Here is a 26400-nt window from a genome sequence, read left to right on the forward strand (position 1 = left end):
CACTTTCAACGAGCGTTAAGAATTTGGCGGAATTTTTGATCTGTTCTGAGGGTGAACGATGCTTGGCCTTACTTTTGAGCCAGGAACAGACGTCCGAATGAGCACTTGCCACAAAGCCTTTCCATTAAAAGGAATGAACGGCCACATATAAGGCGTCTGTAAGGAACGAATGGATGTTAAATAAATAAGTAACAGCGTAAAACCGATGATCAGTCCATTCAGCTTAAAGATCGCTACTAGTGCTAATATGATCAGTCGGATGATTTTATTAGCGACACTCAGTTCATAACTTGGAGTGGTGAATGTACCGATGGCTGCTAGCGAGACGTATAATATGACCTCTGGTGTAAATAAACCGACATCAATTGCAATTTGTCCAATTAAGACAGCTGCAATCAAGCCCATGGCAGTCGACAAGGCGGTCGGCGTATGAATCGCCGCCATTCGTAAAAATTCCACCCCAAAATCAGCAAGGAATACTTGGAGAATGACAGGGATATGAGAAGGTTTGTTAAATCCAATATAGCTTAGATTGTCTGGCAGAAGATTCGGTTCTAGAATAAAAAGAAACCAGATCGGCAAAAGAAAAGTAGAACATAAGATGCCTAAAAAACGCACCCATCTTAAAAAAGTCCCAACTGCTGGCGCCTGGCGGTATTCTTCAGCATGTTGAACGTGATGAAAAATAGTGGTTGGTGTAATGATGACACTAGGAGATGTATCCGTAATGATGATGACATGCCCTTCTAATATATGGTTAGCGGCTACATCTGGGCGCTCGGTGTATCGCACAAGCGGGAAGGGATTATATCCTTGCTTAATGATAAATTCTTCTATTGTTTTATCAGACATCGTCAGTCCGTCAACTTTAATCCCAGACACTTCTTTTTCGATAATATCAACAAGATCAGGGTCAGCTATGTCTTCAATATAACAAACACAAACGTCTGCTTTAGAACGCTCGCCTACTTTAAGCATTTTGTATCGCAGTTTTTCATCCCGCACTCTTCTGCGAATGAGTGCTGTGTTCACAATGATGTTTTCAACAAAGCCGTCTCTTGCACCTCTGACAACCTTTTCTGTATCCGGTTCCTCCGGCATTCTGCCAGGGTAGCTCCTGACGTCAATAATAAATGCGTAATTTTCACCTTCGACAACGACTGCCACAAGTCCAGACAACACTTGATCCACTGCTTCATCAAGTGTTTCAACTTTTGAGACTTGCTGATTGACAAGACGGTTTTCTACCACACGTGCAAGATCATCTGATTCAGGTTCATTGTCATTGATTTCAATCAGTTCTTTTAATAAATAGATCACATATTGTGTATCACATAATCCATTTACATAGTAAAGCTGGATTTCCTGATCATGGACATAAATTTTCCGAACGCCAAGGTCAAAGCTGAGACCCATCCCGACATTGTCTTTGAAAAAATCTTCATTTTTCTTCGGATCTCGGTACACGTGCACCTTGTCTTTCTTCATGGAAACCGCTCCTTTCTAAAATTAATTCGACTGCCTTCATTGTGATGGGGGACCCTTTGCTTAGATCATCTTTCCGTCCCATCTTGCCAATATCTCCAATGCCGACAACAATCGGAAGCTGTAGTGAATCGAGACAATACACTGTATCTCCACTCATTTTGTGTGGTTCCATTTCTGGAAGTCCATGTTTGTCAACGCCGTATTCTGTCAGTTCACCTTCCCGGTCAATGGAGACATGTACCTTTGTCCATTCCGCTTGATGGGTTTTAGATGCCACTGCAATGGCGCCAATCACTTCAATTTCAGGGTGACGTGCTACGTGCTTCATAGCCGTCTCCCCTGTTCCTTCACCTGTTAGGCCAGAATCATCAAACATGACAAACACTGGGTCATACGGCGTTTTTAAAATCATCTGGACCAGTTCTGGCCCTGTTCGTTTGCTCGGATTCCCTTTTGAGCTGGAAATACATCTTCCGCCGACTTTCTTTGCGACAAGCTCAATCGTTTTGGCAGCATATATATCTCCGTCTGTCACTAAAATGACTTTGCGTCTTTGCCCCATATTAGGTTATCCTTTCGGTTTAAAGATAAGTGCAATGATAAATGAAAATAAAATCGCAGCTGATATTCCAGCAGAGGTTAACTCAAAAATCCCAATTCCGATTCCAATAAATCCGTGGACATCGGCCTGATGCATCGCCCCATGAAGCAAGCTATGACCAAAGCTTACGATAGGGACGGTAGCACCCGCTCCTGCAAATTCAATAAATTTATCATAAATACCAAACCCGTCTAAAATCGTCCCCGCCACAACAAAGGTCGTCATGACATGTGCCGGTGTGAGTTTCAGTACATCAAGTAAAAGCTGGCCGATTACGCAAATCAGTCCGCCTGCAACAAAAGCAATCAAATAATCCATTAGCTTTCTCCTCCTGCACGCTCAAATACAACTCCGTGCGCAATGGTTGGAATGGTCTCTTTTTGCTGAACCATCATTGGGCTGAGAAGCGCCCCGGTTGCTACAACCAATACTCTTTGCAAATTCCCTGCTTTCATTTCTTGAAAGATGTGACTGAATGTCACGACAGCTGAGCAGGCACAGCCGCTGCCTCCAGCGAATACATTTTGATCAGGTGTGTATATGATTAATCCGCAATCATCATGCTTCCGTCCAAGCTGAATGCCATCTTCTTTCAGAAGATCCTTTAAAATAGGCGATCCAATTCCAGATAGATCTCCTGTTAGGATGAGATCATAATCATCTACTGTTCTTCCTAAGTCTTCTAAATGTTGTTTGATTGTGTCTGCCGCTGCAGGCGCCATAGCCGAACCCATATCGAATGGATCTGTAATCCCAAGATCCATCACCCGTCCGACAGTGGCACTTGTAATTTGAATTTGGGAAGGTTCTTGGCTGATGACGACAGCACCGCTCCCTGTCACTGTACTTGTGGCTGTATCTGGTTTTTGCCCGCCATATTCTGTTGGATTACGGAATTGCCGCTCTGCCGTCGCATTGTGACTGCTTGTCGCAGCAAGTGCTCTATTGGCAAACCCACCATCTATTAACGCTGAGGCAATGGCGACTGATTCCATAGATGTGGAGCAGGCACCAAATAAACAAAGAAACGGGATTTTGAGTTCTCTTGCCACATAGTTGGCTGTCACGTTTTGGTTCAGTAAATCTCCTGCCAGCAAAAGGTCAATATCACTTTTTTGCAAATTCGCTTTTGATAAGGCCATTGATATGGCATCATCCATGAGCTGCCTTTCAGCCATTTCCCAGTTCTTTTGATAACAGTGCATTTCATCATAGGTTTTATCAATGAGATGACCGATTGGGCCTTCTTTTTCTTTCGGTCCTGCAGCTGTTCCTTCCGCATTCACATAAAGCTTGTGTTCAAATACCCAAGATTGCTTACCTGTTAGTTTCACGTTTTATTCCTCCTACGAAAACATCTTTTCCAAGACGTATCGAATAATCCCTACGACATATGCCGAGACGACACCAAACACAATGACGTTCCCAGCTAGTTTAAACATGTTGGTCGCTACACCTAACACAAGCCCTTCACTTTTATGCTCAAGAGCCGCACTTGTCATGCTATTTGCAAATCCTGTCACCGGGACAGCTGATCCCGCTCCAGCAAACTGGCCGATTTTATCGTAAATACCAATACCAGTTAAAATAGAAGAAATTAAAATAAGGGTCGCCACCGTTGGATTCCCTGCTGTCTTCTCATTAAAATCAAAAAAAGTAATATAGAAATTTTGCAATCCCTCGCCTATCGCACAAATCAAACCGCCGACAAGAAAAGCCTTGATGCAGTTCAGTACATAAGGAGGTTTCGGCTGATACGTTTTCACTTTAGATGGATAGTTCTCTTTTAAACTTGACACGTGTTGTTCCCTCCACATTTTTAAATATAAATAAGCCAATGAAATAGCGAGCCAAACACCTTTCCTAAGACGATGGCCATGAGCAGCAGCACAATTTTCCCGTCCATTCCAATTCTTTTCGTTAAGATAGGAAGTACATTTAACACTTCTGTGAGTGCGGCAGCAAGCATGCCGACAAAAATGCCAGATAAAAGACCGATCGGTAGCGCCAGCCATTTGGATAAATGCAAATGGACTTGACTTAAAGTAGCCCAGCCGCCAACGACCGCTCCACTTATCACGGCAGCCTCATATCCTTGAATAAAACGCTGCGTTTTCGTTAATTGCATTAATCGAGGGATAATACCAAGCACTGTAAGAAACGCCACAAATCCTGCCCCTACCGTTAAACCGCCGCCGAGCCCAACAAGCACCACAAAAAGCCATTTACCGATCATGGATATCTTTCAATGTTTCTTTGTTTTCATTGAGTGCGACATAATGATCAAGATCGAGCTGATATTTAAACATTTCCACTTCAAGCGGGCTTGGCTCTTCGTTTAAACGCTTTTTAAACACATGATTGAAAAATAAAATCATGCCAAAACCGAGTCCAAAGCTATATGGAATTTGTAATAAATACGGATGCTCAACCGTGTTTCCAGTAATCATCTCGTAAAGGCGGATATGAACAAGTCGCATACTAACATCCTCATGGAAATTCATGATGGCAAGGGCCGCTCCGACAAATAAGAGGAGCCATACAAACACGAATAATACGGGGGACAGCTGGCGTTTGCCTGTGTCTATTTCAACAATGGCTTCTGAGCCTCCGACTGTTTGAATGTCAATGTCAGGCCATGTTTTTTTGATCGTTTTGACCACATGCATGATATCTAACACAACGATGTGACGATCCTTTTTGCTGACATGGTATATCGGCATTTTGCTCAGCTTTTGCACAGCACTGTCATCTCCAGTGATTTGGGCGATATCCTCTAAATAAATAAGCTGATCATTACCAGTCTTAATCCGATGGCGCAGCCGAATAAAGATTTGTCCGTCCATCCAAGTCACTTCCTATACGATGGGTTAAAAATAGTATGTGGTGAAAAATGGTTCTCATACTGAAAGAACTTGATTTACCGGTAATTACCACACAAAAAAAGCCAGCCGAATTGGCTAGCTGTCCTTTTGATCCATTTGCATTTGAATTTGTTTTAAAATTTTCTTTTCAAGCCGTGAGACTTGCACTTGGGAAATTCCGAGTCTTTCTGCTACTTCTGATTGTGTTTGGTCTTTATAATACCTTAAATAGACAATCAGTTTCTCACGCTCTTCTAATTCTTTAATCGCCTCTTTTAGCGCAATTTTATCAAACCATCTTTCTTCTGAATGATCGGCAATTTGATCGAGCAACGTAATCGGATCGCCGTCATTTTCATACACGGTTTCATGAATAGATGATGGTGAGCGGACCGCTTCTTGAGCAAGGACAACATCCTCAGGTGTGATGTCCAGATATTCAGCGATTTCCTGAACAGTCGGCATTCTGCCATGAGATTTAGACAATTCGTCCCTTGCCCGCCTGATTTTATTTCCAAGTTCCTTTAAAGACCTGCTGACTTTGACGGTTCCATCATCACGAATGAAACGCTGAATTTCACCAATGATCATTGGAACGGCATACGTCGAAAACTTCACATCATAAGACAAATCAAATTTATCAACAGATTTCAGCAGGCCAATACAGCCTATTTGGAACAGATCATCTGGTTCATATCCTCTATTTAAAAAGCGCTGAACAACGGACCAAACAAGACGCATGTTTTTTTCTACGAGGAGGTCTCTTGCTTGTTGATCTCCGTCTTGGCTTTTTTTGATGAGCTGTTTCACTTCATCATTAGACAGCTGTGCTTTTTTTGCTTGCTTTTTTACCTCCACATCCATATGAGCAGCTCCTTAATTACAAAGCGCTTTGCTTTTTGATAGATGCTTTGTTAAGCGGATCGTTGTGCCCATTTCTGGAGATGAGTCCACCATGACATCATCCATAAAGTTCTCCATGATCGTAAAGCCCATCCCGGAGCGCTCTAAGTCTGGTTTCGTCGTAAAAAGCGGCTGCCTTGCTTCCTCAAGATCTGAAATGCCCATACCTTCGTCTCGAATCGTCAGATACACAATATGGTCATCCAGTGTAACGCTAATGTGCACCTTGCCGTCTGGATTCCCGTCATACCCGTGAATGATCGAGTTCGTGACCGCCTCTGATACAACGGTTTTGATTTCTGTTAGCTCATCTAATGTTGGATCAAGCTGAGCGATGAATGCTGCCACCGTTACTCTCGCAAAGGATTCGTTTTGACTTAAAGCAGAAAAAGTCAGATTCATTTCATTTGTCATGATGCCACCCCCAATGTTTGCAGCGCAGTTTGCTCTGAAGGTTCCATACGAATAATTTTAAACAAGCCGGACATATCAAATAAACGGTTCACCGCTGGCGAGATCGCACAGACGACCATTTCACCGCCAAGTTGTTTAATTTCTTTGTATCTTCCTAAAATCACTCCGAGCCCAGAGCTGTCCATAAACGATAAATCAGCTAAATTCAGCACAATGTGGCGAATGTCCTCTGTTTCCAAATAATTCGTCACCTTTTGTCTCAATGTCTCTGCGGAGTGATGATCAAGCTCCCCTGTCAACCGAATGCAAAGTACGCTCTCTTTTATTTGAAAATCAATATCAAGGCTCATCTTTTCTTCCTCCTTGCTCTATTTTCGGATAAAGAATGTTTCTCTTTCTTCACATGCAAATCCTTCACCATGACAAAACTAGTGATCATTCGTCACATTTAGATGTTCTTTTCGTTCATAGCAAAAAAGACTGCCAGTTGCAGCAGTCTTTCACCTTTTACTTCCATTTAACAAATTCGGCCATAGCCCGTTTGAAGAACGTCCAAACACCGGCTTTTTCCATATCTTCTTTCGCTTCAACAGGACTTTCATGAAGCACTTTTCCATCTTTTTTCAAGATGATGGTGCCAAGTTTCGTTCCTTTTGAAAATGGGGCTGTGACATCTTGAGTTAATTTAATTTCTTTTTTGATCTGATCGACATTTTCGCCTTTTTTCGTTAGAAGAGAAATCGGTTCAGACGTGACAAGCTGAATTTTTTTCTTTTTCCCTTTGCTCACTTTGATCTCTGCTACATCTTGACCACGCTTGTACAGAGGATGCGTTGTATATTGACTAAAGGCGTAATCCAGCATTTTGACGACTTGAGCATTTCTGTCTTTTGGTGTGCTTGCGCCGAATACAACAGCAATCACGCGCATGTTGCCTTTTTTAGCAGATGCAGTTAGACAGTATTTCGCCTCGCCTGTAAACCCTGTTTTCACCCCATCCACACCTGGATAAAATTTAATGAGACGGTTTGTATTCACAAGCCAGAATTTTTTATCCGTGTTCTGACGAAGATAGTCTTCGTATACACCTGTGAACTTGGTGATCTCTTCATATTTCAACAGCTCTTTCGCCATTTTTGCCATATCATGAGCCGTGCTGTAATGATCTTTTTCAGGAAGTCCTGTTGGATTTTGAAAGACCGTTGAGGTGAGTCCAAGCTCTTTTGCCTTTTTGTTCATCTGCTCAACAAACTGTTCTTCAGATCCAGCAATATGTTCTGCCATGGCAACTGAAGCATCGTTTCCTGACGCAATCGCAATGCCTTTTAGCATGTCTTTAACCGTCATTTCTTCTCCCGGTTCAAGGAAAATTTGCGAGCCTCCCATAGATGCTGCATGATCGCTCGTTCTTACTTTATCAGTCATTTTTAATTTCCCTTGATCCATCGCTTCCATGATGAGAAGCATCGTCATGATTTTGGTCATACTTGCAGGGGCAAGTTTTTCATCACTGTTTTTGTTGTAAAGCACTTTTCCCGTGTCACGTTCCATTAAAATCGCTGATTTGGCTTCATGCGCCAATTCTGATGTTTGTTTTTCTCCTGGCTTTTCAATCTTTTCTTTTGCCATCGCTGATGGTGAAACCATTGAGATAAGGATCATTAAAATAAACAATGCACATATATGACGTTTCAAGTGGCAGACCTCCATTATCGTAATCCTTTCTATTTTTTCCTCATAAAGGCTGTTTTATTCAGAGATCGTTTGATTGCCATAAAAAAAAGCCCTCTGTTTCATGAACAGAAGGCTCTTTCACACGATCTATGAGAGTTGTTTGACAACTTCTTTCACTAAATCAAGGAAACTTGCTTTCACTTTTTCCGTCACTTCGATCACTTCATCATGAGAAAGCGGCTGATCTAAAATACCTGAAGCCGCATTAGAGATGCATGAAATACCAAGTACTTTTATGCCTGCATGACGTGCCACAATCACTTCTGGCACAGTCGACATACCGACTGCATCAGCGCCAAGCGTTCTGAGGAAACGAACCTCTGCCGGTGTTTCATATGAAGGGCCTGTCATTCCTGCATAAACCCCTTGCTGCACAGATATGCCTAAATGTTTAGCCGTTTTCTCTGCAAGTGCCAACAAATCTTTATCATACGGTGCAGACATATCAGGGAAACGAACCCCTTGACTGTCGTTTGGTCCAATTAACGGATTGGTTCCCATCATATTGATATGATCTGTAATCAACATAAGATCGCCAGGATGGAAGGACGTATTCACACCGCCCGCTGCATTTGTCACAATACATGTCTCAATGCCGATTTCTTTCATTACACGGACAGGAAATGTCACCTGCTTCATATCATACCCTTCATAGTAATGGAAACGTCCTTGCATGGCACAAACGACCGTGCCTTTCAGCGTTCCAATGACGAGCTGGCCTGCATGCCCTTCTACTGTTGAAACAGGGAATCCAGGAATATCTTCATATTTTAATTTGATTGGATTTTCAATCTCATCGGCTAAAACGCCAAGACCTGAACCTAAAATCAATCCAACTGTTGGTACATATGTCGATGCTTGTTTAATATATGCCGCCGCTTCTGAAAACTGTGCTCCCACGTGATTTCCCCCTATTTGAGTTTAGATAAAAAGCTTGTTCCGTATTTTGGCAGCGTTGATTTAAAATTATCTGCTACCGTTGCCCCAAGATCAGCAAATGTTTTCGCTGTTGGCAGCTCATTCGCTTCTTGATGCTTTTTGCTGTAAGCAATAAGCGGAACGTATTCTCTTGTATGATCTGTTCCGTGATGAACCGGGTCATTTCCGTGATCTGCTGTGATCACAAGCAGATCATCCTCTTTTAATAGATCAAACACTTCAGGTAGACGTGCGTCAAATTCCTCTAGTGCCTTACCGTAGCCTTCTGGATCTCTTCTATGTCCATAAAGCGCATCAAAGTCGACAAGATTTAAGAAGCTCAGCCCAGTAAAGTCTGTTTTCAGCGTCTCCACTAGCTTGTCCATTCCATCCATGTTGGATTTCGTTCTGAGTGAAGAGGTGATTCCTTCACCATCATAAATATCAGAGATTTTTCCGATCGCAATGACATCAAGTCCATCATCTTTCAATTCATTCATGACGGTACGGTCGAATGGTTTTAATGCATAGTCATGACGATTTGGTGTTCTAACAAATGCCCCCGGCTCCCCGACAAATGGACGAGCGATGATGCGCCCTACCATATATTTTTCATCTAAAGTCAGTTCACGTGCGATTTCGCAAATGCGGTAAAGTTCGTCTAATGGCACAACTTCTTCGTGTGCAGCAATTTGCAGCACAGAATCTGCTGAAGTATAAACGATTAAATCGCCTGTTTTCATATGCTCTTCGCCAAGCTCATCCAAAATTTCTGTACCAGACGCTGGTTTATTTCCAATGATGCCGCGCCCTGTTTTTTCTTTTAATTCATTTAACAGTTCATCTGGAAAGCCGTCTGGAAAGACTTTAAATGGTGTGTCGATGTACAGACCCATGATTTCCCAATGCCCTGTCATTGTGTCTTTCCCGTTGGATGCTTCTTGCATTTTCCCATAATACGCAAGCGGTTTTTCGTCCGCTGGAATTCCTTTAATTTCTTTAATATGACTTAGCCCAAGCTTCGCCATATTCGGCATATGAAGCCCGTTCATTTTTTCAGCAATATGTCCAAGTGTATCTGCACCTACATCATTAAAATCAGCAGCATCAGGTGCTTCCCCGATTCCTACTGAATCCATCACAATGAGGAAAATGCGTTTATACTGATAATCAGGCATAAAAAAGCGCCTCCTTCAATATTCTTGTCCTTTCACCTTTCACAACTGGAGAGGTCAGACATCTCAAGTATAAACCGTTTTCAAGTCAATTGACAACCATAAACGGTCCAAACATAAAAAAGCATGATACACGTTCACCGTGCCATGCTTTACTTATGCCCTTGGATGGAATTTGTGATACACGTCTTTTAATCTTGTTTTTGTGACATGTGTGTAAATTTGTGTAGTAGAAATATCGGCATGTCCGAGCATTTCCTGTACGGCTCTAAGATCCGCACCGTTTTCAAGCAAATGTGTCGCAAATGAATGCCTGAGCGTATGAGGCGTCAATTCTTTTTGAATACCTGCTTCTATGGCTCGTTTCTTTAAGTTCTTCCAAAAGCCCTGCCGCGACATTTTTTTTCCGTGATGATTCAGAAACAAGGCATCGGCCGGCTGTTTTTTGAGCAGCTTGTTTCTTCCTTTTTCTATATACACTTCAATCGCACTTGCAGCAGCTTCACCAATAGGCACGATTCGCTCTTTTCTTCCTTTTCCAAAACAGCGGATAAACCCCATGGTCAGATGCACATCTGCAAGAGTCAAATCAAGCATTTCACTTACGCGAATACCTGTTGCATATAAAAGTTCGAGCATGGCTTTGTCACGGTAGTCAAATGGTGTTTGCTGCTTAGGTGTATCGAGCAGCTTTTCTACCTCATCTAATGATAGAACTTTCGGTAATTTCCGCTCTGTTTTTTGTGATTCAATGTTCCATGACGGGTCATCTGTTGTCACTTTTTCACGGAGCAAAAATTGATGAAAGGAGCGTATCGATGATAGATGACGGACGGACGTTTTACTCGATTTCCCCTCGTCTTTTAACTGTTTTAAATAATGAATAATATGAAGGCGTGTGACGTCTTTTACATCTGTCAATTGTTCATGCGTCATTAAAAAAGACAAATAGTTCTGTAAATCTCTTTTATAAGAGACAATGGTATTTTCAGAGAGTCCTCTCTCTACTGTCATAAAATGAATAAAGTCGGATAATTGATCCTTCAATGGTTTCTACTCCCCGTTTTGATAAAAATAAATCAATCGATCCTGCCACCTGTCTTGTTTCGGCTGATCCATTTCCATCACTTTTATCGCTGCACCTTCTGGTTTATCATAACGATGATAGCTTTCATATTCTGAATTTATCCATATCATAGCATAATAGAACAGTACGGTAAAACCAGTGAACAAGATAAATACTTTCATTACTTCACCTGTTGTTTTGAGCCATTTTCGCATGTTCTTCATGTCCTTTCTCGTGTTCTCATTACTTCAGCATATGCCAGGTGGGACAAGGAATATACAGCGAACATGCAAAAAACCTTTTCATTTTGAATGAAAAGGTTCCAATTCGGATTATTTGCCGGATTCATAATCATGACACCGGTGGCAAATACCATGGAATGTCAATCTATGATCCTTAATTTTAAATTTCCAGTCGCGTTCAATAATTTCTTCAACATCTTCTAATAAATCATCTTCTATCTCATCGACTGTTCCGCATTCCATACAGACAAGATGGTGATGGAAGTGAGCGGCTCCTTCTTTGCGAAGATCATATCGCGAAACGCCGTCTCCAAAGTTAATTTTATCAACAACTTTCAGTTCAGTAAGCAATTCTAACGTCCGATAAACAGTAGCAAGACCAATTTCAGGAGACTTCTCTTTTACGAGGAGGTATACATCTTCTGCACTTAAATGGTCTTCTTCATTCTCAAGCAGTACTCTTACTGTTGCTTCACGCTGTGGCGTGAGCTTATAGCTGGAAGAATGAAGCTGTTTCTTAATTCGATCAATCCGATTTTCCATTGACTTTCCCTCCTACGCCACATTACTTGATCATTATATCAAATGATGTGCAGAGAGCCAACTATAATCATTTTAAATTGATAAATAAATTGATTATTATTTAATAACGATTATAAAATCATCAAAACAGAACACCTGCCAGCTTTTTCATTAGCATGAATGATAAGTATGATTCAAAAAAGGACGAAAGAGCAGCGAGGGTTAAAATCATCAGTAGAACAGAAGCATACCGGCCAAACCAATGGATTGGCGCTTGACTGATGGTTTTTTTCATAAAAAGCTGACCAATTAAACGAATGGAGAACGCAATCGCACAAGTTCCGATCACTAAATACGCAGGAATGAGCAAGATATTTTGAGGAAGCACCGAGACAAAAGATAGAAAAAAACCGCTAAGCCCCATTTGATTGACCAAAAAACCGACAGTAAACCCAACTACAATCCCTTTTAAAAAGATCATAAGAAAAATAAGCGGCAGGCCAATGATGGAAATTCCGAGTATCCACATGAGGCCCAAATATTTCATATGATGCAAAAAGCTTTGCAAAAACATTTCTTTTGATTCTGCTGCTTTCTCATTCGTCAGTTGACCAAAAAATTGATTTAAATAGTAGAATAAATCCTCTTTCTGACTCATTGTCATACTATTGACGATAATGGCTCCAAAAATGACGCCCATTAAAAATAGTACAGAAACAAACAAATAAATTGATAAATGATCTTTCACGTGCTGAAGAAGATGTTCTTTCCAAGACTTTTTCCGCATGCGCCTTCCTCCCAAATAGTAAAGGTTACTAGATTCTATGAGAGAGCAGACGAAACATGACAGTTTTATGAAAAGAAAAACGAGAAAGCAGCTGCACACTGCTTTCTCGTTTCCTTTATCGTGCAGCTTTTTGTACGTTCACAAGCCCAGCCCCATAATAAAAAGGTTCGCCAAGTTTTGTTGCCGTTTTTGTCAGCCTTTCACGCAATTCATCATTTGTGAGATTCGGATGTTTTGATAGAATGACTGCCGCAGCACCAGCTACATGAGGTGATGCCATAGACGTTCCACTCTTATATCCATATTCGTTATGAGGAATGGTACTTAATGTTGAAACGCCTGGTGCTGATACTTCCACTTCCTCCCCAACAGAGGAATCAAAGGCTCTTTGCTTTCGTTGATCCACTGATGCGACTGCCATGACAGAGCTGTATTTGGCCGGGTAATCTATCGTATTAAGTGACCCGTAGCTCCCAGCATTTCCTGCAGATGCGACAATGAGAATCCCGTTGTCATATGCTCGATCGACCGCTTCTTTCAGCGCCTCCGATTCACTTGCTCCCCCCATACTAATATTGATGACATCCATCTCATTCTCAATCGCCCATTCAATGCCTTTAATGATCCAGCTATAGTAGCCGTCACCATTTTCATCTGCCACTTTCACCGCATAGATCGAAGCTTTCGGAGCCACACCAACGACGCCTACCTTATTATCTAATGCTGCGATCGTGCCTGCAACGTGGGTTCCGTGTTCATGCGGGTCAACGAGCGGATCGGACTCTGTTGGAACAAAGCTGACACCACCAGTTACATGTAAATCTTCATGCTTGCCGTCGATTCCACTGTCAAGAACAGCTACTTTGACATTCTGTCCGGCATATCCTCGTTTATGTACCTTTTGTGCTTTAATGCTTTTGATACCATAAGGGACGCTTTGACCGCTTGTTTTTGCTTTTTGGTCTTCCTCAATAAAAGTAACTTCTTTTGCTTGATGTAGTTTTTCTTTTGATGCTTCGTTCAACGAAACTTTCATCATATCTATTTTATCTATTGATTCTTTCACATGACCGCCAGCTTTTTCAACAAGCTGTTTTTGTGTTTTGTCTTGAACGGAAGAAGAAAAACCGATCATATACTCTTTTTTTGCTTGATCCTTTGCAGATACATCTGATGCGCCGAATGTTATCGATGCCAGCAGCATACTTGCCATACAAAGCCCTGCTCCAAATGATTTGACCTTCACGATACCCACTCTCCCTTTCATTTCTTTTTGTCATTTAACTACATTTTTAGACAAAAAGAAACGACCGTTTGTCCTATTTTTTAAAATTTTTCCAATTATTTGATCTACTTGTCACAAAAAAGCAAAATAAAAATGCTTATGATCCTGTTCATAGCGATCATAAGCATTCCTACCTTTATGTTTTTTCATCATATGCTGCAAGGCTTCTTGTTTTGTTTTTGTCTTTCTTTCGTGTGTACTAAAATGCGGGATATTTCCTCTCGATTGTTCTCGATTTCGACTGTGCTGCCTTTGAAGGTGTTCTCTCTTTTTCTTTGCTTTGCTTTTTCCCATTTCGCAAAACCCCTTTCGTTGTCGTTATGATACATGAAAGAACCTAAAAAAGATAGACGTATACACGTCTATCTCAAATTGTTGACAAAAGGCTAAAATGTACTTGATTTTAGCCTTTTGTCTTCTTTTCAGCGTGATAGAAAACCTTTGCAGTCTAGGAAGGACGAGCACTGGCGCGGAGCGAATTTGACATTCGTGAGCACCGGAGCGCAGGACTGACAAAGAATGCGAGGGTTTGTCTACACGCTGAGATAGACGTAGACACGCCTATCTTTCTTTTCTCACCATATCAAGATGCGGGATTCCATCCTCATCATAACAATCTGAGACAGCTTCAAAGCCAAACGATTCGTAGAACGATTTCAAATAAGCCTGTGCTTGGATTTTAATCTTTGTTTCGCCTAATTCACTGAGCTTTTTTATCGCCTGATCGAGCAGGATCTTCCCGTAACCTTTTTTCCGGCCGTTCTTCGTCACAAGGACACGGCCAATGGATGCCTCTTTGTACATGATCCCGCTTTGGAAAATGCGGCAATAAGCCACAATCGTGCCGTTCTCTTTGGCGATTACATGTAGCGCCTCTTGATCACGATGATCAATTTCAGGATAAGGACATGTTTGTTCTACAACAAACACATTCACTCTTTCCATTAAAATCAGGTAAAGGTCCTCTTTAGACAGTTGTTCAAATGTGTGACATGTCCATTTAAGTTGATTCATGATTGATATCCACCTTACCGTAGACCCCGCCTCCGCCAGCGATCAGTCCAACTTCACCTCTTCTTGCTTTGATGATGTAATCGGCTGTTTTCTCAGGCAGGACAGCTTTTAATTCTTGTTCTGTTGCTTGATGAAGAATATTCATCTCTGTATGAAAGACAGCTTTTAACTTTTCTAACGTTTTGGCTCCAACACCTGGAATAAATTGAAGGGGAAGCTGGTGAACATAAGGAGGCCTTATTCCTTTGTCGCTTTCTTGGTCAGCAAGCTCCTTTAACCGCTCACTCACCCCTTTTGTCATTCGGGTATGGCCACATGCTTGGCACTTTTCTTGATCCTGACTGTCTGGTCTTACCCCGCATTTCTCACAGGTCGTATGATAATACTTTCCGAGCCGCGGAGCGAGCCCATAATTTCCAGTGATGTTTCTGCCATCTTTTCCTTGAAGCGCTAGCTCGAATTCAGCGAAGGAGGCATGATCCATTCGGATCTTAGTATATTCCCGCGCAATTTTCCCTAAAGAATGGGCATCTGAATTTGTTAAAAAAGGATAGCGGTTTAGCTCACTTAGCTGGGAGGCCATGGACGTATCACAGCTAAGGCCAAGCTCAACAGCATCAATGAGTTCTGGATCGAATACTTCGGTTAAAGACGTATTGACCCCTTTGCCGTATAAACTTTTATGCGGCGTAAAAATATGGGCAGGAATAAATAATCCCCCTAATTCCTTCACCTTATGCTGAAGCGTTCTCCCATCCACATATAACCGCTGTGAACTCAAATGCACATTTTTCATATGAAGGGAAAGCCATGCGGAAAACTCAGACATTTTACGAAGCGTTGGCATAAAGGCAAGCACATGAATCGGACCTTTTGATTGGTTATCATTGATTTCTAGCTCACTGCCTAAAAGCAAAACGGTCTTTCCAAATGATAAACCGCCATCGCTTAGTTCAGTGTACGTGCCTTCCTCTACACCTTCTATCAATTCTTCTAGTACTTCGGGAGATTGTGCATCAATGACACCAATCATCCCCATCCCTTTACTTTGAGACGCTTCAATGAGAATTTGGTCAATGGTCAGTGACCTTGCACCTGTAATTTTGACAGCCCTGCCTGTTCTTGTTCGACCAATATGAATATGGATATCTGCAAAGAATTCCCTCATTTTGTAGACTTAAGTACCTCTTGCAATTGTAAGTATTGAATGGCATAGGCTGTTTTCGCATCATAAATATACTGTTTTTCGATGAGGTGCAGCGCTTCTTCTAGTGAAACTTCCATCACTTCGACAAATTCATCCTCATCCAGCTCTCGTTTCTCTTCAAGCGGGACCAGCTGATCGGCAAGGTAGATATGAACAATTTCATCCGCAAACCCTGGTGATGTATAAAAGGCGGTCAGCTTTTGGAGCGCCTGAGTTGTATAGCCTGTTTCTTCTTCTAATTCTCTCAGTGCTGTATGTGCCGGCTCTTCCCCTTTTTCTAGTTTTCCAGCCGGGATTTCAACGATGGCTCTCTCCAGTGCTTTACGGTATTGTTTGACCAAAATGATTTTATTTTCGTCTGTACGTGCAATGACTGCTACTGCACCTGGATGTTTAATGATTTCGCGTTTGCCTGGTTTTCCGTTCGGCAATTCTACATCTTCAAGAACCAAGTCAATGATTTTTCCGTTATATAATGTTTTTGACGATAATGTTTTTTCTTCAAAGTCCTTCAATTTTTTCAGCTCCTCGTTCTACTTTCACTTTTTACTTCATTCATTTTAACATAGATGTTTTAGGAGAAGCCAAAATGCGGATGCCTGCTTCAATGCGCCTTTTGAAATCACCTAGCTTGAATTCCAGAATTGTTTCACTTAATGTGAAAGGATAGGAGTGTGATTGAATTGAAAAAAAGACGAATTGGCACCTCTGATCTCTTGGTTAGTGAGGCGGCACTAGGATGTATGTCCCTTGGGACTGAAAAAGAAAAAGCGCTCTCTTTATTAGATGAAGCCATTGATCTTGGGATTAACTATTTGGATACAGCTGATTTATATGATTTTGGAACAAATGAGGAAATCGTCGGGGAAGCCATTAAGAACAGACGCCAAGATCTGATTTTGGCCACAAAAGGCGGCAACCGCTTTGAAAAAGGCAAACCTGGCTGGGACTGGGATCCTTCAAAAGCATATATAAAAGAGGCAGTGAAACAAAGCCTGAAACGACTTCAAACAGATTATATTGATTTATATCAATTGCATGGCGGCACAATTGACGATCCAATTGACGAAACCATCGAGGCATTTGAAGAATTGGTTGAAGAAGGTGTCATTCGCTATTACGGCATATCGTCAATCCGTCCAAATGTCATTAAAGAATACGCCAAAAAATCAAACATCGTGAGTGTGATGATGCAATATAGTTTACTCGACCGCCGCCCAGAAGAATGGTTCTCTCTTCTTGAAGAACAAAGCATTAGTGTCGTGGCAAGAGGTCCTTTAGCAAAAGGATTATTAACTGAAAAACCCCTTTCGCAAGCAAGTGCGGCGATTCAAAAGAACGGGTATCTTGAATATTCATTTGAAGAGCTCCAGCAAATCATTCCTTCGTTAAAGAAAGTCGCTTATGACCTATCACTGACAGAGCTGTCCATTCAATACTTGCTCAAGCATTCTGCAGTCAGCTCTGTTGTTTTTGGCGCAAGCTCGGTGAAACAGTTAAAAGAAAATGTGGCAGCGGCAAATGCACGTTCATTAAGCGACCAAGAAGGAAAAGCTTTGTCATATTTCACAAAACAGTCTGTGTATGAGACGCATCGTTTGAATCAATAGAAAGCAAAAAGAGATCACATGTATGTGATCTCTTTTTAGCGTATGTATATATGGATGTACGTTTTCATGTTCTACATGCAAATAGGAGAACAACTTGCCACTTACGTTTTGTTTCCCGTTCATCCAACAGCAGCGAGCTAATCAAGATTTCCTCTAAGACTGAGGGGCTAAAAGCCCCCGTTGACTAATTAACTTTTGCTGCTACTTTCATAATATCCATAATTTCCAGCTTTGCCTTTAAAATAAAATGTAGTACCGAAATTATTGAAACTATTTGCAAAAACACCATTATCTGAGTACATACATAATCTATTCGCTTCTTTTTTAAAAGGAGTTTCGGAACAATCTACAATTTTAGTAGCCTTCGTACGCAGATCTGCATCCGTTGAATGATTTGTAGCAAGAGCTTGTCCAGAAATAGGTAAAAGCAAGCCTAAAGATAAAGCAACTCCAGTCATTGTTCTTCTCAATTTCATGTGAATCATCTCCATTCCCAAATTTTGTAATACACCTTAATTATAAGAGGAATGGCTCTTTCCTAAAAGGGTCTTAACTACTATTTTTGGGATAAAAAGGAATTTAAATAAATCAATACTCCTCGTTTTAATTTATCGTTTATAAAATACGTTTTGTTTTGGTTTGAACGTAAAATCCTATTGGTGGGATTCTGAAATGAAGTGATACGAGGGAGTCAGACGTGTTTTCTCTCAGGCTCATGTAGTATGTATTCATCTCAATGATATAACATAAAAAAGGGAGCATCGTAGCTCCCTTTTTTAACTTTTATACTTTCTCCAGTCTAAATGACTTTCATCTAGCAGCTCTGAGAAGCTTTTATTTTTTTCTTTTTCTTTCTGTTGCCGAAGGAGGTCTTGTCGTTTTTGTTCTTCTCTTTTTTCTGTCTCGGCGGCCAGATTCTGCTTCATTTGAAGGAGCTGCTGTTTCACATCATCCTTTATGCCGTCCTTTAGCTTTGCTTGATCTTGATTGGTCTTTTTCACTTTGCCTCTCTCCTTTTGCTTTAGTGTATCATCCGTTTTATTTGCTCAGCAAGAGTCACGCCAAACTCCCAGCATGTGGTATGATCTTCATAGAAACCCTTCGGAAAGGAAGAATCAGCTTGAAGAAGAAATGGCTCGCTATACTCGCCTTGGTATTATTTCCACTCGCTGCAATCGGCATTTTTTTTACCAATAAAATGATGTATATACGAAAATTAACGGATGAAGAGCTCATCAAACGAGAATCAGATGAAGGGCACTATCATCACGAGGAGTTTCAACAGCTGCAAAAAGAGAAAGTTTGTATTCCTTCAACATTTGGTTATGATCTTCATGGCTATTTTGTACCGCTCCCTCATACAACACGCACCATCGTTCTTTGTCACGGGGTTACAGTCAGTTTGATCAATTCCGTAAAGTATATGAAATTATTCCAAAAGCTTGGATGGAATGTGCTGCTTTATGATCATAGAAGACATGGGATGAGCGGCGGAAAAACAACGAGCTATGGATATTATGAAAAAGAAGATTTGGCTCATCAGCTTCTGTATCGATTAAAAACAGATTTTCGTCTTTCAGGACAGTGGATTCTTCCACTAAGTGATCAAGTGTTGAAATGGCGGGACGGATACAGCATTCGGCAAGTTTCTCCACTTGATGTAATCGATCAGGTGAAAGAACCTATCCTTTTTATTCATAGCCTCCATGATGACTATATCCCTTGTGAGCAAAGCGAGCAGTTATACGCACGCAAAAAAGGTGATAAACGGCTATTTATTGCGCCACATGGTGCGCATGCGATGTCTTATAGTGACAATAAGGAAGTCTATGAACAAGAGGTCGAAGCATTTTTGGAAGCATTTCAATTCAATCAAAATGAAAGAGGAGAATGAACAGCCGTTCGTCTCCTCTTTTTGCTAACTTATACGATAGTCACCACTGTTGTATGGTGTCTGCCCGCCAGCTCCATATGGCTCTCTTCCGATTGCTGCTGACTCATGACCGATAACCCTGCAGTTGCTGCCAATAAAAGAACTATCAAACTCATTTTCATATAAATGACCTCCATTTTGAATTTTTGATATGGCTTGAATTTTCCTTTCGTAATACCGGGTAGAAACTTCAAATAATCCAAGCTCATTATAATAATGAGCCGCATCAAGTGCCAGTTCCTCAATATCTGGGTATAAACGCTTGTCCTCCAACAAATCTAATGTATCGTCTATGATTTTTATTTCTGCATCAACGTATAATGCTTTTAAAAACTGAAACTTGCAGATGTAAATTTCATCTTCTAATTCACAGGCTTTCATAATACCTTGTTGATAGAGGGTTAACGACTCTTCTATTTGTTTTTGTTTAAACAGGATTTGGGTCAGCATAAATAGTGGGTCTAGAGAGCGATTCAGATGGGTTAAATTCTCCTTTTCAAACACTTCAAGAGAGTCTTTGAGATAGCGACTTGCTGTAGCAAGATCGTTCATTTGGTAATAGCAGTTACCTAAGTTGAAAAGGGCCGAACCTATGACTCGAGGGTTTCCAATTGAGCGTGCTCGCTTTAGAGCATTTTTAAAGTAGGGCAATGCATGTTCATAGCATTTCAAATCATCATAGTTTGCACCGATGACAAATTCACAGTGGATGATTCTCAGCGTGTACGTTCTGTAGGCAGAGTACGTATCTAACGCTTGCAAAGCATAGTGCATCGAAAAGTGGGTTTGTTTCATGTGGTAGTATATTTCTGCTAATTTAAAATAAAATTCTGCTCTTTCTATATCATCTGATATGAGATTGAGCTTTTTTTCTGCGGAACGGTAATAAGCAATGGCGCTCAAATAGTTTCTCTGTTCAAATTCAAACATCCCTGTAAAAAAATGAACATAATATTCAAGCATATCTGTTAATTTGTTCTGCGAATGTTCAATTGTTTCTAGAAGCTTCTTAATCTCCTCATCATTCGAGGCTTTTTTTGCCGGTTCAAAATATTCAAGCATGACCTTATGTCGAAAATCCATCAGCTGGTAAAAAAGCAGCAAGTTCTGATCTTGCTCCATCTCAAGGATTTCCTGCTCGATCTCGGCCTTTAGCTTCTCTGCTTTCATGACATGAAATCCGCAAATCTGCCTATACCATTCGTTTATTTTGATTCCAACCTGAGGCGATGACAGCTTGAGCTTCAATTCACCTTAGCACCTCCCTCCTCATGTACGATACATGTTGTATTCTATCATATTTCCTCGAATGGAAGAAATATGAAATGTCGTTTTTCGTAAAGTTTTCGGTATCCCGCAATAACCGCTTTCATTGCCGATTTTTCGGCATTTACAGTCTCTATTTTTCTCTTTCTATTTTTCTCATTTTGTCTAAATGTTTGTTAAAAATGACTTTTTATCGTTGAAAAATCTCATTTTTCAAATTAGACAGTTCTCCTGTTTGATGAGATGATGATGGCACAAAAAAAGCCCTCTTCAGCAAAGGGCTTATAACACATCTGTTACGTGTTCCATATTCTCTTTTATCCAACTGACTGCTAATTCAAGCGTTGGAAATTCTTCCGTTTCAAATGTGACTTCATCTTGGAGAAGCCAGACGTCCTTTTTTACTGAATCCATTCCACCGATTGACCAGTGCAAAAGGCTATATGGATGATTATTATTTAAAAACGACACCCACGTTTTATTTTGTGCCGTATTTTGTATCACTTTCAGCTTTTGATCCACTACATTTCCACCTTACTTTACAAGTATACCCATTCTCGGGCTGAGTATTTGTTGAGGACTTTTCAACATAAGTGTATTGGCTTTTTCATTAAAATCAATCGTCATTTCCTCGTCAAAAAACACCTTTTGTGCTGTGTGTATATATAGTTTTAAATGTTGGCTATTTTTAAGTGGTTCCCATTCACCTGTTCTTTCACTTGTTAACCAAAGCATCGGTACGCCACTCACTGCACAGCCACAACCTTCTGAATCGTAGCGAAGCAGTAATTCCTTCGTTCCGTTTCCTGTTTGCTGTTTCTCTATATACGTTTTAGCCAGTTCTGTGATGTGAATATACATGGCGAACATCCTTTTTAAATTGATGCTTACATTGTAACACATAAAACACCATAAAACATGACACACGGCTAAATCCGAAAGTCATACTCTTTGAAATACACGCTCTTCTCACTAGGATTATATCTATCTATTGGCTCTTTCTGCATCCTGTTTTTTAGAATTATACTGATGACGCTATCAATTTTAAAAGAAAAAACAGGAGGTTTTAGATCGTGAAAAAAAGATTATCTCTCTGCTTTATCGGGGCGCTGATGTTGATGTTGAGTTTCACTATGCCCAACATGAAAGCGGCATCTATCCTTGATGAAGTACGAGAAAGCTATGCGACTTATACGGGATCTGGTTACTCAGGGGGCGCCGCTTTATTAGATCCTATTCCCTCTGACATGGAAATTACAGCTTTAAATCCCCATGACTATAACTATAAAGGGGTAAATGCGGCACTTGCAGGGGCTTACCTTGAAGTGACGGGGCCAAAAGGAAAGACCGTTGTGTATGTAACCGATAAATATCCAGAAGGAGCAAAAGGAGCTCTTGATCTTTCTCCTAATGCCTTTGCCAAAATTGGCAATATGGAAGATGGGAAAATCCCAATTAGTTGGAAAATTATAAAAGCAACGATTAGCGGAAATGTAGCTTACAGAATAAAAGAAGGTAGCAGTGAGTGGTGGGCTGCGATTCAAGTGCGCAATCATAAATATCCGGTTATGAAAATGGAATATTATAAAGATGGACAATGGGTGAACATGGAAAAGACCGACTACAACCATTTCCTTGGCTTTCATATGGGGTCTACATCTCTTCCTGTTCGAATCACAGATATCCGAGGGGTCATAGTAAAGGATCAATTACCCGCTCTTCCATCTACTGCTGCTTCACAGGCCTATATTGTAAAAGGCAATGTTCAGCTTCCTAATTAACCGAGGAGAAGAGGCAGCTTATTTAAGAGCTTCCTCTCTCCCTTCTTTATCCCAGCGATATGCCTCATTTTCTATTTCTTTTATGATTTCATTCTTTCCCACCATATAGCTTTGTATATCTTCCGGATACTGATTTGCTAGTTGTTCCTTGACAGACGCATACGCTTCAGCTCGTTCTGGGTGGACTCTTAAGTAATCTCGAAACAATAAATGTCTTTTCACATCAGAATGATTTCTTTCATACACATGGACATGATGCGTACGATTCAAGCCACCCTTTTGAAAAAAGCGTCTCCCTTTTATACCATTTTCACCGAGCGCTTCGTATCCAAGGTGTTCAAATCTCTCTTTTTTTCTATCAATCTCTTCTATATCGCTTACTTCTATTAATATATCTATAATTGGTTTGGCAACAAGTCCTGTAACTGACGTGCTGCCTATATGGTAGCCTTCTATCCAGCTTTTTTGAATGATTTGCTTGAGTCGCTGCTTTTCTTGACGGAATTCTTCATGCCATTCTTTTTTGAATTCGACAACCTCAACCTTGCGTCGCGGTATCCATTTCATTTTTGATAGGGTGAGCTTTTTTTCCACATGAATGACATTTGTTTCAAAAAAACCTAATTTTTCATATAGTCTTTTTGCAGGGGTGTTTTCCTGCCCTGTGGTCAGTTCTATCGGCACATTCTTCTCTATGATTGTGGACATAAGTCTTGTTCCAATTCCCTGCTTTAGCGCTTTTGGATGCACAGCCAATCGACTAATGATCAAACAATCTTTCAGCTCTTCATAAGAGACTACACCTAATAAAATATCATTTTGCTCAAAACCAATAAATTGCTCTTTTGCTTTCATGACATCTTGAATGGTCTCTTTTAATGGCGGAAGATCAGCATAGCCAATTTGTTCAGCTTCTTGTTGGTATGCAGCTAGTTGAATATGTAAGATCTGCTTTGCTACATCACTTATTGTGTGATCTAAATAAACAATCATTTCATTGCCTCCAGCTTCTTCACAAATAACACACGGTCTTCATGAATGCCATCGTAATCTGAAAAGACTGAGATGCCATCTACTGTTTTATCTCCCTTTTCTATCTGAAACCCGAGTTTTGTATGGTAAGCAATGGAGACTTTATTGATAGGAGCTGTGACAGCTTTAATTGTTGTTCTTCCTTCCTTTTCAGCCGCTTCATAAAAAGCTTGATAGAGGATTTTACCTATCTTTAATTTACGGTGATCTGGGTGGACGCCAACAAAGTGAATATAGGCTTCATCCGAATGAGATTGCGATAAAAAACCAACCAAAAAGCCGATCAGCTCTCCCTTTTCAACGACAACAAAACTTGTTTGCTGGAAATGTTCAAAAAAGAGCTTTGGCAATTTTGCACGCAAATCTCTGCCTCCCCACCAGCTTTGAATGACGGATGTGACTGCGTAAAAATCTGACGGTTTCACTTGACGTATCATGATGGCCTCGCCCCTTTTTCCATTTTGGCTTTCCTTTGATTCGTTTTTTCTCAAAAATGCGATTGTTTCAATAGTCTACTGTCTGATCAAATGGTTGTAAAGACAGTATGCCTGTCTTTTTTCATATTCACTTGTTGGTTCTTCGTCTTTCAGCCGTCATCTCCTTTTAAATCTTCACACTTATTTCAAAAAGTTCACTTTTTGTGCGAAAGTTTCATTCATTTGTTATGTTAAGATGGTTCATATAGGAAATGGTACAAATGTTTATTGGAGATGATGAGATTGGTTTGGGTTGTTATTTCGCTTGTTGTATTTAGTCTTTTAAAGCTGCTTGTCACCTCTTTGCCTTCTGGTGTTGTTGAGCGCCTTTTTAGCCGCTACGCCGTACATGCTAAAGTAACAAGTGAGCAAACAAATATTACTTTTCAAGGTCGTTCGCTTGATGAGCAGCGAGCATCTGAAATCATTCAACATTTTAATGATGCGATCTTTATTGAACGCTATTATATTTACCCTGGTGATGAAGAACGCTTTCTTCATCCGAATGAAGGGCCAGCGCCGCTTACTATGCAAACAAAGCATGGGAAACATGATGTCACCCTTTATCTGTTCCATTATGATGACCATGTGGATGTGGTTCGGCAGTTTACACATAAGCCAAAGAAAAAGCTGATGGCTTATCGTCTGCGTTCTGAACCGCTCCAAACATTCCACAACATGGCACATGCCTAACAATCGTTGCAGCAGACGAGACGAAGTGTTCACCACTTCGTCTTTTTTGTATGGACAGCTTTTGAATGATTTACCAGTATGAATTTCACCTCATGTTGTTTACAATAGATACAGAACATACGTTCTAAGAGGTGAAGTACAATGAATGAACGAGCCATTCTGCTTGTGGATATGCAGTCATTTTATGCATCAGTCGAGAAGGTGGAGGCGCCTCATTTGGAGAATGTACCGCTCATTGTCTCTGGAGATCCAGAACGAAGAAGCGGAGTCGTCCTGGCAGCCTGCCCTCTCGCGAAGAAACGTGGCGTACAAAATGCATCAAGGTTATGGGAAGCACAGGAGAAATGTCCTGAAGCAGTGGTTGTACGTCCACGTATGCAGCGCTATCTCGATGTTTCGGTCATGATTACAGAACTGCTTGAACAATACACAGACCTTGTCGAGCCATATTCCATTGATGAACAGTTTCTTGATATTACAGGCAGTCTTACACTATTCGGCTCTCCACATAAGATCGCTCAACATATACAAACAACGATTATGAATCAGACTGGCATTTACGCACGTGTGGGCATCGGCCCTAATAAAGTGCTCGCTAAAATGGCCTGTGACCATTTTGCCAAAAAAAACACATCCGGCATCTATGAACTGAGTGCCGACCGGGTTGCTGCTGATTTATGGCCGCTTCCAATTGGAAAATTATTTGGCGTCGGCAAACGAATGGAGCATCATTTGAAACGAATGGGTATCAGTACCATTGGCACACTTGCTACTTATCCGTTAGACCGATTAAAAAAACGCTGGGGAATCAATGGGGAGCTTCTGCAGCGAACAGCTTTAGGACACGATCCCTCCCCAGTCACTATTCACACACATGATCAGCAAAAAGCCGTTGGGCATCATATGACCCTTCCCCGTGATTACGCATCTTTTGAGGAGATCAAAGTCGCTCTTCTTGAATTGAGTGAGGAAGTCGCTAGGCGGGCACGTTTTAAGCATTATCTCGGTCAAACGGTGTCTGTTGGTGTAAGAGGGGCTGATTTTTCACATCCAACAGGCTTTCATCGACAAATGAAGCTTCATTCACCGACACAGTATGGCTCAGATATTGCAGAGGCAGCGATTCAGCTATGCCAGCAGCACTGGGATGGCCAGCCCATTCGCAGTGTAGGCATTACCCTCTCACAGCTGCAGCCTGACAGCCACTATCAGCTGACTTTATTTGATCATCATTTGAAGAAAGATCAACTCAGCAAAGTATTTGATGAAATCCATCTGAAATATGGACCTGCGGCATTATTGCATGCTTCGTCACTGACAAGCGCAGGGCAGGCATATCACCGCGCCGAAAAAATTGGCGGGCATTACAAATAACGGAGGCGAACAAGC

The 26400-nt window shown here is 41.0% G+C and carries 34 protein-coding genes; 5 read left to right on the plus strand and 29 right to left on the minus strand.

Features of this window, described 5'->3' with window-relative positions:
• Positions 1-15: 15 nt before the first annotated feature.
• The 22 genes from NST24_RS10945 to NST24_RS11050 all read right to left on the minus strand — a co-directional run bounded on the left by NST24_RS10945 (position 16) and on the right by NST24_RS11050 (position 16735).
• Positions 16-1488 carry a spore germination protein gene (locus NST24_RS10945; RefSeq protein WP_007501043.1) on the minus strand — a complete coding sequence of 491 codons (1473 nt, stop codon included), beginning with the start codon at positions 1486-1488 and terminating at the stop codon, positions 16-18.
• Complete coding sequence (locus tag NST24_RS10950; RefSeq protein ID WP_007501044.1) at positions 1442-2050, minus strand: stage V sporulation protein AE; 609 nt, start codon at positions 2048-2050, stop codon at positions 1442-1444. Before NST24_RS10950 ends, NST24_RS10945 begins: the two co-directional genes overlap by 47 nt.
• Before the next feature lie 6 nt (positions 2051-2056).
• On the minus strand, positions 2057-2407 hold the full coding sequence (spoVAE, locus tag NST24_RS10955; protein ID WP_007501045.1) for a stage V sporulation protein AE: 351 nt from the start codon (positions 2405-2407) through the stop codon (positions 2057-2059).
• Complete coding sequence (gene spoVAD / locus NST24_RS10960; protein ID WP_024718928.1) at positions 2407-3423, minus strand: stage V sporulation protein AD; 1017 nt, start codon at positions 3421-3423, stop codon at positions 2407-2409. Before spoVAD ends, spoVAE begins: the two co-directional genes overlap by 1 nt.
• 12 nt (positions 3424-3435) lie before the next feature.
• Complete coding sequence (gene spoVAC / locus NST24_RS10965) at positions 3436-3888, minus strand: stage V sporulation protein AC (protein WP_024718929.1); 453 nt, start codon at positions 3886-3888, stop codon at positions 3436-3438.
• Between the two features lie 20 nt (positions 3889-3908).
• Positions 3909-4325: a stage V sporulation protein AB gene (locus tag NST24_RS10970; RefSeq protein WP_007501049.1), complete on the minus strand. Its 417-nt coding sequence runs from the start codon at positions 4323-4325 to the stop codon at positions 3909-3911.
• A complete protein-coding gene (locus NST24_RS10975) occupies positions 4315-4935 on the minus strand; it encodes a stage V sporulation protein AA (protein ID WP_024718931.1) in 621 nt (206 codons plus the stop codon). The genes NST24_RS10970 and NST24_RS10975 overlap by 11 nt, the downstream gene beginning before the upstream one ends.
• 114 nt (positions 4936-5049) lie before the next feature.
• Positions 5050-5817: an RNA polymerase sporulation sigma factor SigF gene (gene sigF, locus NST24_RS10980; RefSeq protein ID WP_007501051.1), complete on the minus strand. Its 768-nt coding sequence runs from the start codon at positions 5815-5817 to the stop codon at positions 5050-5052.
• 12 nt (positions 5818-5829) lie between these two features.
• The gene (spoIIAB, locus tag NST24_RS10985) at positions 5830-6270 is read right to left on the minus strand and encodes an anti-sigma F factor (protein WP_007501052.1); all 441 of its coding nucleotides are present in this window, start codon (positions 6268-6270) and stop codon (positions 5830-5832) included.
• Positions 6267-6620 (minus strand): anti-sigma F factor antagonist, encoded by a 354-nt coding sequence (gene spoIIAA / locus NST24_RS10990; protein WP_342461765.1) that lies wholly within the window; start codon positions 6618-6620, stop codon positions 6267-6269. The genes spoIIAB and spoIIAA overlap by 4 nt, the downstream gene beginning before the upstream one ends.
• A gap of 157 nt (positions 6621-6777) precedes the next feature.
• A complete protein-coding gene (locus tag NST24_RS10995; RefSeq protein WP_041091986.1) occupies positions 6778-7965 on the minus strand; it encodes a D-alanyl-D-alanine carboxypeptidase family protein in 1188 nt (395 codons plus the stop codon).
• A gap of 126 nt (positions 7966-8091) precedes the next feature.
• Positions 8092-8904, minus strand: a complete 813-nt coding sequence (locus NST24_RS11000; protein WP_342461766.1) for a purine-nucleoside phosphorylase — start codon at positions 8902-8904, stop codon at positions 8092-8094.
• Between the two features lie 11 nt (positions 8905-8915).
• Entirely contained in the window at positions 8916-10100 is a 1185-nt protein-coding gene (gene deoB, locus NST24_RS11005) for a phosphopentomutase (RefSeq protein ID WP_025207568.1), read from the minus strand.
• A gap of 153 nt (positions 10101-10253) precedes the next feature.
• Entirely contained in the window at positions 10254-11144 is an 891-nt protein-coding gene (gene xerD, locus NST24_RS11010; RefSeq protein ID WP_007501057.1) for a site-specific tyrosine recombinase XerD, read from the minus strand.
• Positions 11145-11150: 6 nt separating this feature from the next.
• On the minus strand, positions 11151-11378 hold the full coding sequence (locus NST24_RS11015) for a YqzK family protein (protein WP_024718934.1): 228 nt from the start codon (positions 11376-11378) through the stop codon (positions 11151-11153).
• Between the two features lie 117 nt (positions 11379-11495).
• On the minus strand, positions 11496-11948 hold the full coding sequence (gene fur / locus NST24_RS11020) for a ferric iron uptake transcriptional regulator (RefSeq protein ID WP_342461767.1): 453 nt from the start codon (positions 11946-11948) through the stop codon (positions 11496-11498).
• 121 nt (positions 11949-12069) lie between these two features.
• Positions 12070-12714: a stage II sporulation protein M gene (spoIIM, locus tag NST24_RS11025; RefSeq protein WP_017367532.1), complete on the minus strand. Its 645-nt coding sequence runs from the start codon at positions 12712-12714 to the stop codon at positions 12070-12072.
• A 115-nt stretch (positions 12715-12829) separates the two neighbouring features.
• On the minus strand, positions 12830-13960 hold the full coding sequence (locus tag NST24_RS11030) for a S8 family peptidase (protein ID WP_342461768.1): 1131 nt from the start codon (positions 13958-13960) through the stop codon (positions 12830-12832).
• 111 nt (positions 13961-14071) lie between these two features.
• Complete coding sequence (locus tag NST24_RS11035; RefSeq protein WP_342461769.1) at positions 14072-14293, minus strand: hypothetical protein; 222 nt, start codon at positions 14291-14293, stop codon at positions 14072-14074.
• Between the two features lie 267 nt (positions 14294-14560).
• Positions 14561-15013: a GNAT family N-acetyltransferase gene (locus NST24_RS11040; RefSeq protein WP_342461770.1), complete on the minus strand. Its 453-nt coding sequence runs from the start codon at positions 15011-15013 to the stop codon at positions 14561-14563.
• Positions 15000-16181: a TIGR00375 family protein gene (locus tag NST24_RS11045; RefSeq protein ID WP_342461771.1), complete on the minus strand. Its 1182-nt coding sequence runs from the start codon at positions 16179-16181 to the stop codon at positions 15000-15002. The genes NST24_RS11040 and NST24_RS11045 overlap by 14 nt, the downstream gene beginning before the upstream one ends.
• A complete protein-coding gene (locus NST24_RS11050; RefSeq protein ID WP_100325352.1) occupies positions 16178-16735 on the minus strand; it encodes an NUDIX hydrolase in 558 nt (185 codons plus the stop codon). Before NST24_RS11050 ends, NST24_RS11045 begins: the two co-directional genes overlap by 4 nt.
• A 168-nt stretch (positions 16736-16903) precedes the next feature.
• On the opposite strand from NST24_RS11050, the gene NST24_RS11055 reads away from it, so the two are divergent.
• A complete protein-coding gene (locus tag NST24_RS11055; protein ID WP_342461772.1) occupies positions 16904-17830 on the plus strand; it encodes an aldo/keto reductase in 927 nt (308 codons plus the stop codon).
• Positions 17831-18018: 188 nt separating this feature from the next.
• Here NST24_RS11055 and NST24_RS11060 read toward each other — a convergent pair whose 3' ends face one another.
• Positions 18019-18306, minus strand: coding sequence for an LCI fold-containing protein (locus NST24_RS11060; protein WP_171465553.1), 288 nt, complete (start codon positions 18304-18306; stop codon positions 18019-18021).
• Between the two features lie 300 nt (positions 18307-18606).
• Positions 18607-18831, minus strand: a complete 225-nt coding sequence (locus NST24_RS11065; protein ID WP_008343840.1) for a YqkE family protein — start codon at positions 18829-18831, stop codon at positions 18607-18609.
• A gap of 119 nt (positions 18832-18950) precedes the next feature.
• On the opposite strand from NST24_RS11065, the gene NST24_RS11070 reads away from it, so the two are divergent.
• Entirely contained in the window at positions 18951-19724 is a 774-nt protein-coding gene (locus NST24_RS11070) for a prolyl oligopeptidase family serine peptidase (protein ID WP_342461773.1), read from the plus strand.
• A 24-nt stretch (positions 19725-19748) separates the two neighbouring features.
• On the opposite strand, the gene NST24_RS11075 is transcribed toward NST24_RS11070, so the two are convergent.
• The 3 genes from NST24_RS11075 to NST24_RS11085 all read right to left on the minus strand — a co-directional run bounded on the left by NST24_RS11075 (position 19749) and on the right by NST24_RS11085 (position 21890).
• The gene (locus NST24_RS11075; RefSeq protein ID WP_025207573.1) at positions 19749-21011 is read right to left on the minus strand and encodes a tetratricopeptide repeat protein; all 1263 of its coding nucleotides are present in this window, start codon (positions 21009-21011) and stop codon (positions 19749-19751) included.
• Positions 21012-21311: 300 nt separating this feature from the next.
• A complete protein-coding gene (locus NST24_RS11080) occupies positions 21312-21551 on the minus strand; it encodes a YqkC family protein (protein ID WP_008343836.1) in 240 nt (79 codons plus the stop codon).
• Positions 21552-21563: 12 nt separating this feature from the next.
• Positions 21564-21890, minus strand: coding sequence for an iron-sulfur cluster biosynthesis family protein (locus NST24_RS11085; RefSeq protein WP_039165847.1), 327 nt, complete (start codon positions 21888-21890; stop codon positions 21564-21566).
• A 212-nt stretch (positions 21891-22102) separates the two neighbouring features.
• On the opposite strand from NST24_RS11085, the gene NST24_RS11090 reads away from it, so the two are divergent.
• Positions 22103-22810 (plus strand): expansin EXLX1 family cellulose-binding protein, encoded by a 708-nt coding sequence (locus tag NST24_RS11090; protein WP_342461774.1) that lies wholly within the window; start codon positions 22103-22105, stop codon positions 22808-22810.
• Between the two features lie 18 nt (positions 22811-22828).
• On the opposite strand, the gene NST24_RS11095 is transcribed toward NST24_RS11090, so the two are convergent.
• Positions 22829-23803 (minus strand): GNAT family N-acetyltransferase, encoded by a 975-nt coding sequence (locus NST24_RS11095; RefSeq protein ID WP_342461775.1) that lies wholly within the window; start codon positions 23801-23803, stop codon positions 22829-22831.
• Entirely contained in the window at positions 23800-24279 is a 480-nt protein-coding gene (locus NST24_RS11100; RefSeq protein ID WP_007501073.1) for a GNAT family N-acetyltransferase, read from the minus strand. The genes NST24_RS11095 and NST24_RS11100 overlap by 4 nt, the downstream gene beginning before the upstream one ends.
• Before the next feature lie 282 nt (positions 24280-24561).
• Here NST24_RS11100 and NST24_RS11105 point away from each other — a divergent pair, with 282 nt between their 5' ends.
• Positions 24562-25011, plus strand: coding sequence for a YfmQ family protein (locus NST24_RS11105; protein WP_024718948.1), 450 nt, complete (start codon positions 24562-24564; stop codon positions 25009-25011).
• A gap of 141 nt (positions 25012-25152) precedes the next feature.
• Positions 25153-26385: a DNA polymerase IV gene (locus NST24_RS11110; protein WP_135009215.1), complete on the plus strand. Its 1233-nt coding sequence runs from the start codon at positions 25153-25155 to the stop codon at positions 26383-26385.
• Positions 26386-26400: the final 15 nt, after the last annotated feature.

Source organism: Bacillus sp. FSL R5-0286, from assembly GCF_038593245.1.
Lineage (GTDB): Bacteria > Bacillota > Bacilli > Bacillales > Bacillaceae > Bacillus > Bacillus altitudinis.

Coding starts and splice junctions, on each gene's coding strand:
- spoVAE (WP_007501045.1), bottom strand. CDS start 2,407: ATGGATTATTTGATTGCTTTTGTTGCAGGCGGACTGATTTGCGTAATC.
- NST24_RS10970 (WP_007501049.1), bottom strand. CDS start 4,325: ATGATCGGTAAATGGCTTTTTGTGGTGCTTGTTGGGCTCGGCGGCGGT.
- NST24_RS11100 (WP_007501073.1), bottom strand. CDS start 24,279: ATGATACGTCAAGTGAAACCGTCAGATTTTTACGCAGTCACATCCGTC.
- NST24_RS11045 (WP_342461771.1), bottom strand. CDS start 16,181: ATGAGGGAATTCTTTGCAGATATCCATATTCATATTGGTCGAACAAGA.
- NST24_RS10945 (WP_007501043.1), bottom strand. CDS start 1,488: ATGAAGAAAGACAAGGTGCACGTGTACCGAGATCCGAAGAAAAATGAA.
- NST24_RS11095 (WP_342461775.1), bottom strand. CDS start 23,803: ATGATTGTTTATTTAGATCACACAATAAGTGATGTAGCAAAGCAGATC.
- spoIIAB (WP_007501052.1), bottom strand. CDS start 6,270: ATGACAAATGAAATGAATCTGACTTTTTCTGCTTTAAGTCAAAACGAA.
- deoB (WP_025207568.1), bottom strand. CDS start 10,100: ATGCCTGATTATCAGTATAAACGCATTTTCCTCATTGTGATGGATTCA.
- NST24_RS11085 (WP_039165847.1), bottom strand. CDS start 21,890: ATGTATATTCACATCACAGAACTGGCTAAAACGTATATAGAGAAACAG.
- NST24_RS11110 (WP_135009215.1), top strand. CDS start 25,153: ATGAATGAACGAGCCATTCTGCTTGTGGATATGCAGTCATTTTATGCA.
- spoIIAA (WP_342461765.1), bottom strand. CDS start 6,620: ATGAGCCTTGATATTGATTTTCAAATAAAAGAGAGCGTACTTTGCATT.
- NST24_RS11035 (WP_342461769.1), bottom strand. CDS start 14,293: ATGGGAAAAAGCAAAGCAAAGAAAAAGAGAGAACACCTTCAAAGGCAG.
- sigF (WP_007501051.1), bottom strand. CDS start 5,817: ATGGATGTGGAGGTAAAAAAGCAAGCAAAAAAAGCACAGCTGTCTAAT.
- NST24_RS11040 (WP_342461770.1), bottom strand. CDS start 15,013: ATGAATCAACTTAAATGGACATGTCACACATTTGAACAACTGTCTAAA.
- fur (WP_342461767.1), bottom strand. CDS start 11,948: ATGGAAAATCGGATTGATCGAATTAAGAAACAGCTTCATTCTTCCAGC.
- spoIIM (WP_017367532.1), bottom strand. CDS start 12,714: ATGCGGAAAAAGTCTTGGAAAGAACATCTTCTTCAGCACGTGAAAGAT.
- NST24_RS11060 (WP_171465553.1), bottom strand. CDS start 18,306: ATGAAATTGAGAAGAACAATGACTGGAGTTGCTTTATCTTTAGGCTTG.
- NST24_RS10950 (WP_007501044.1), bottom strand. CDS start 2,050: ATGGGGCAAAGACGCAAAGTCATTTTAGTGACAGACGGAGATATATAT.
- NST24_RS10975 (WP_024718931.1), bottom strand. CDS start 4,935: ATGGACGGACAAATCTTTATTCGGCTGCGCCATCGGATTAAGACTGGT.
- NST24_RS11015 (WP_024718934.1), bottom strand. CDS start 11,378: ATGCGAAAATGGCTCAAAACAACAGGTGAAGTAATGAAAGTATTTATC.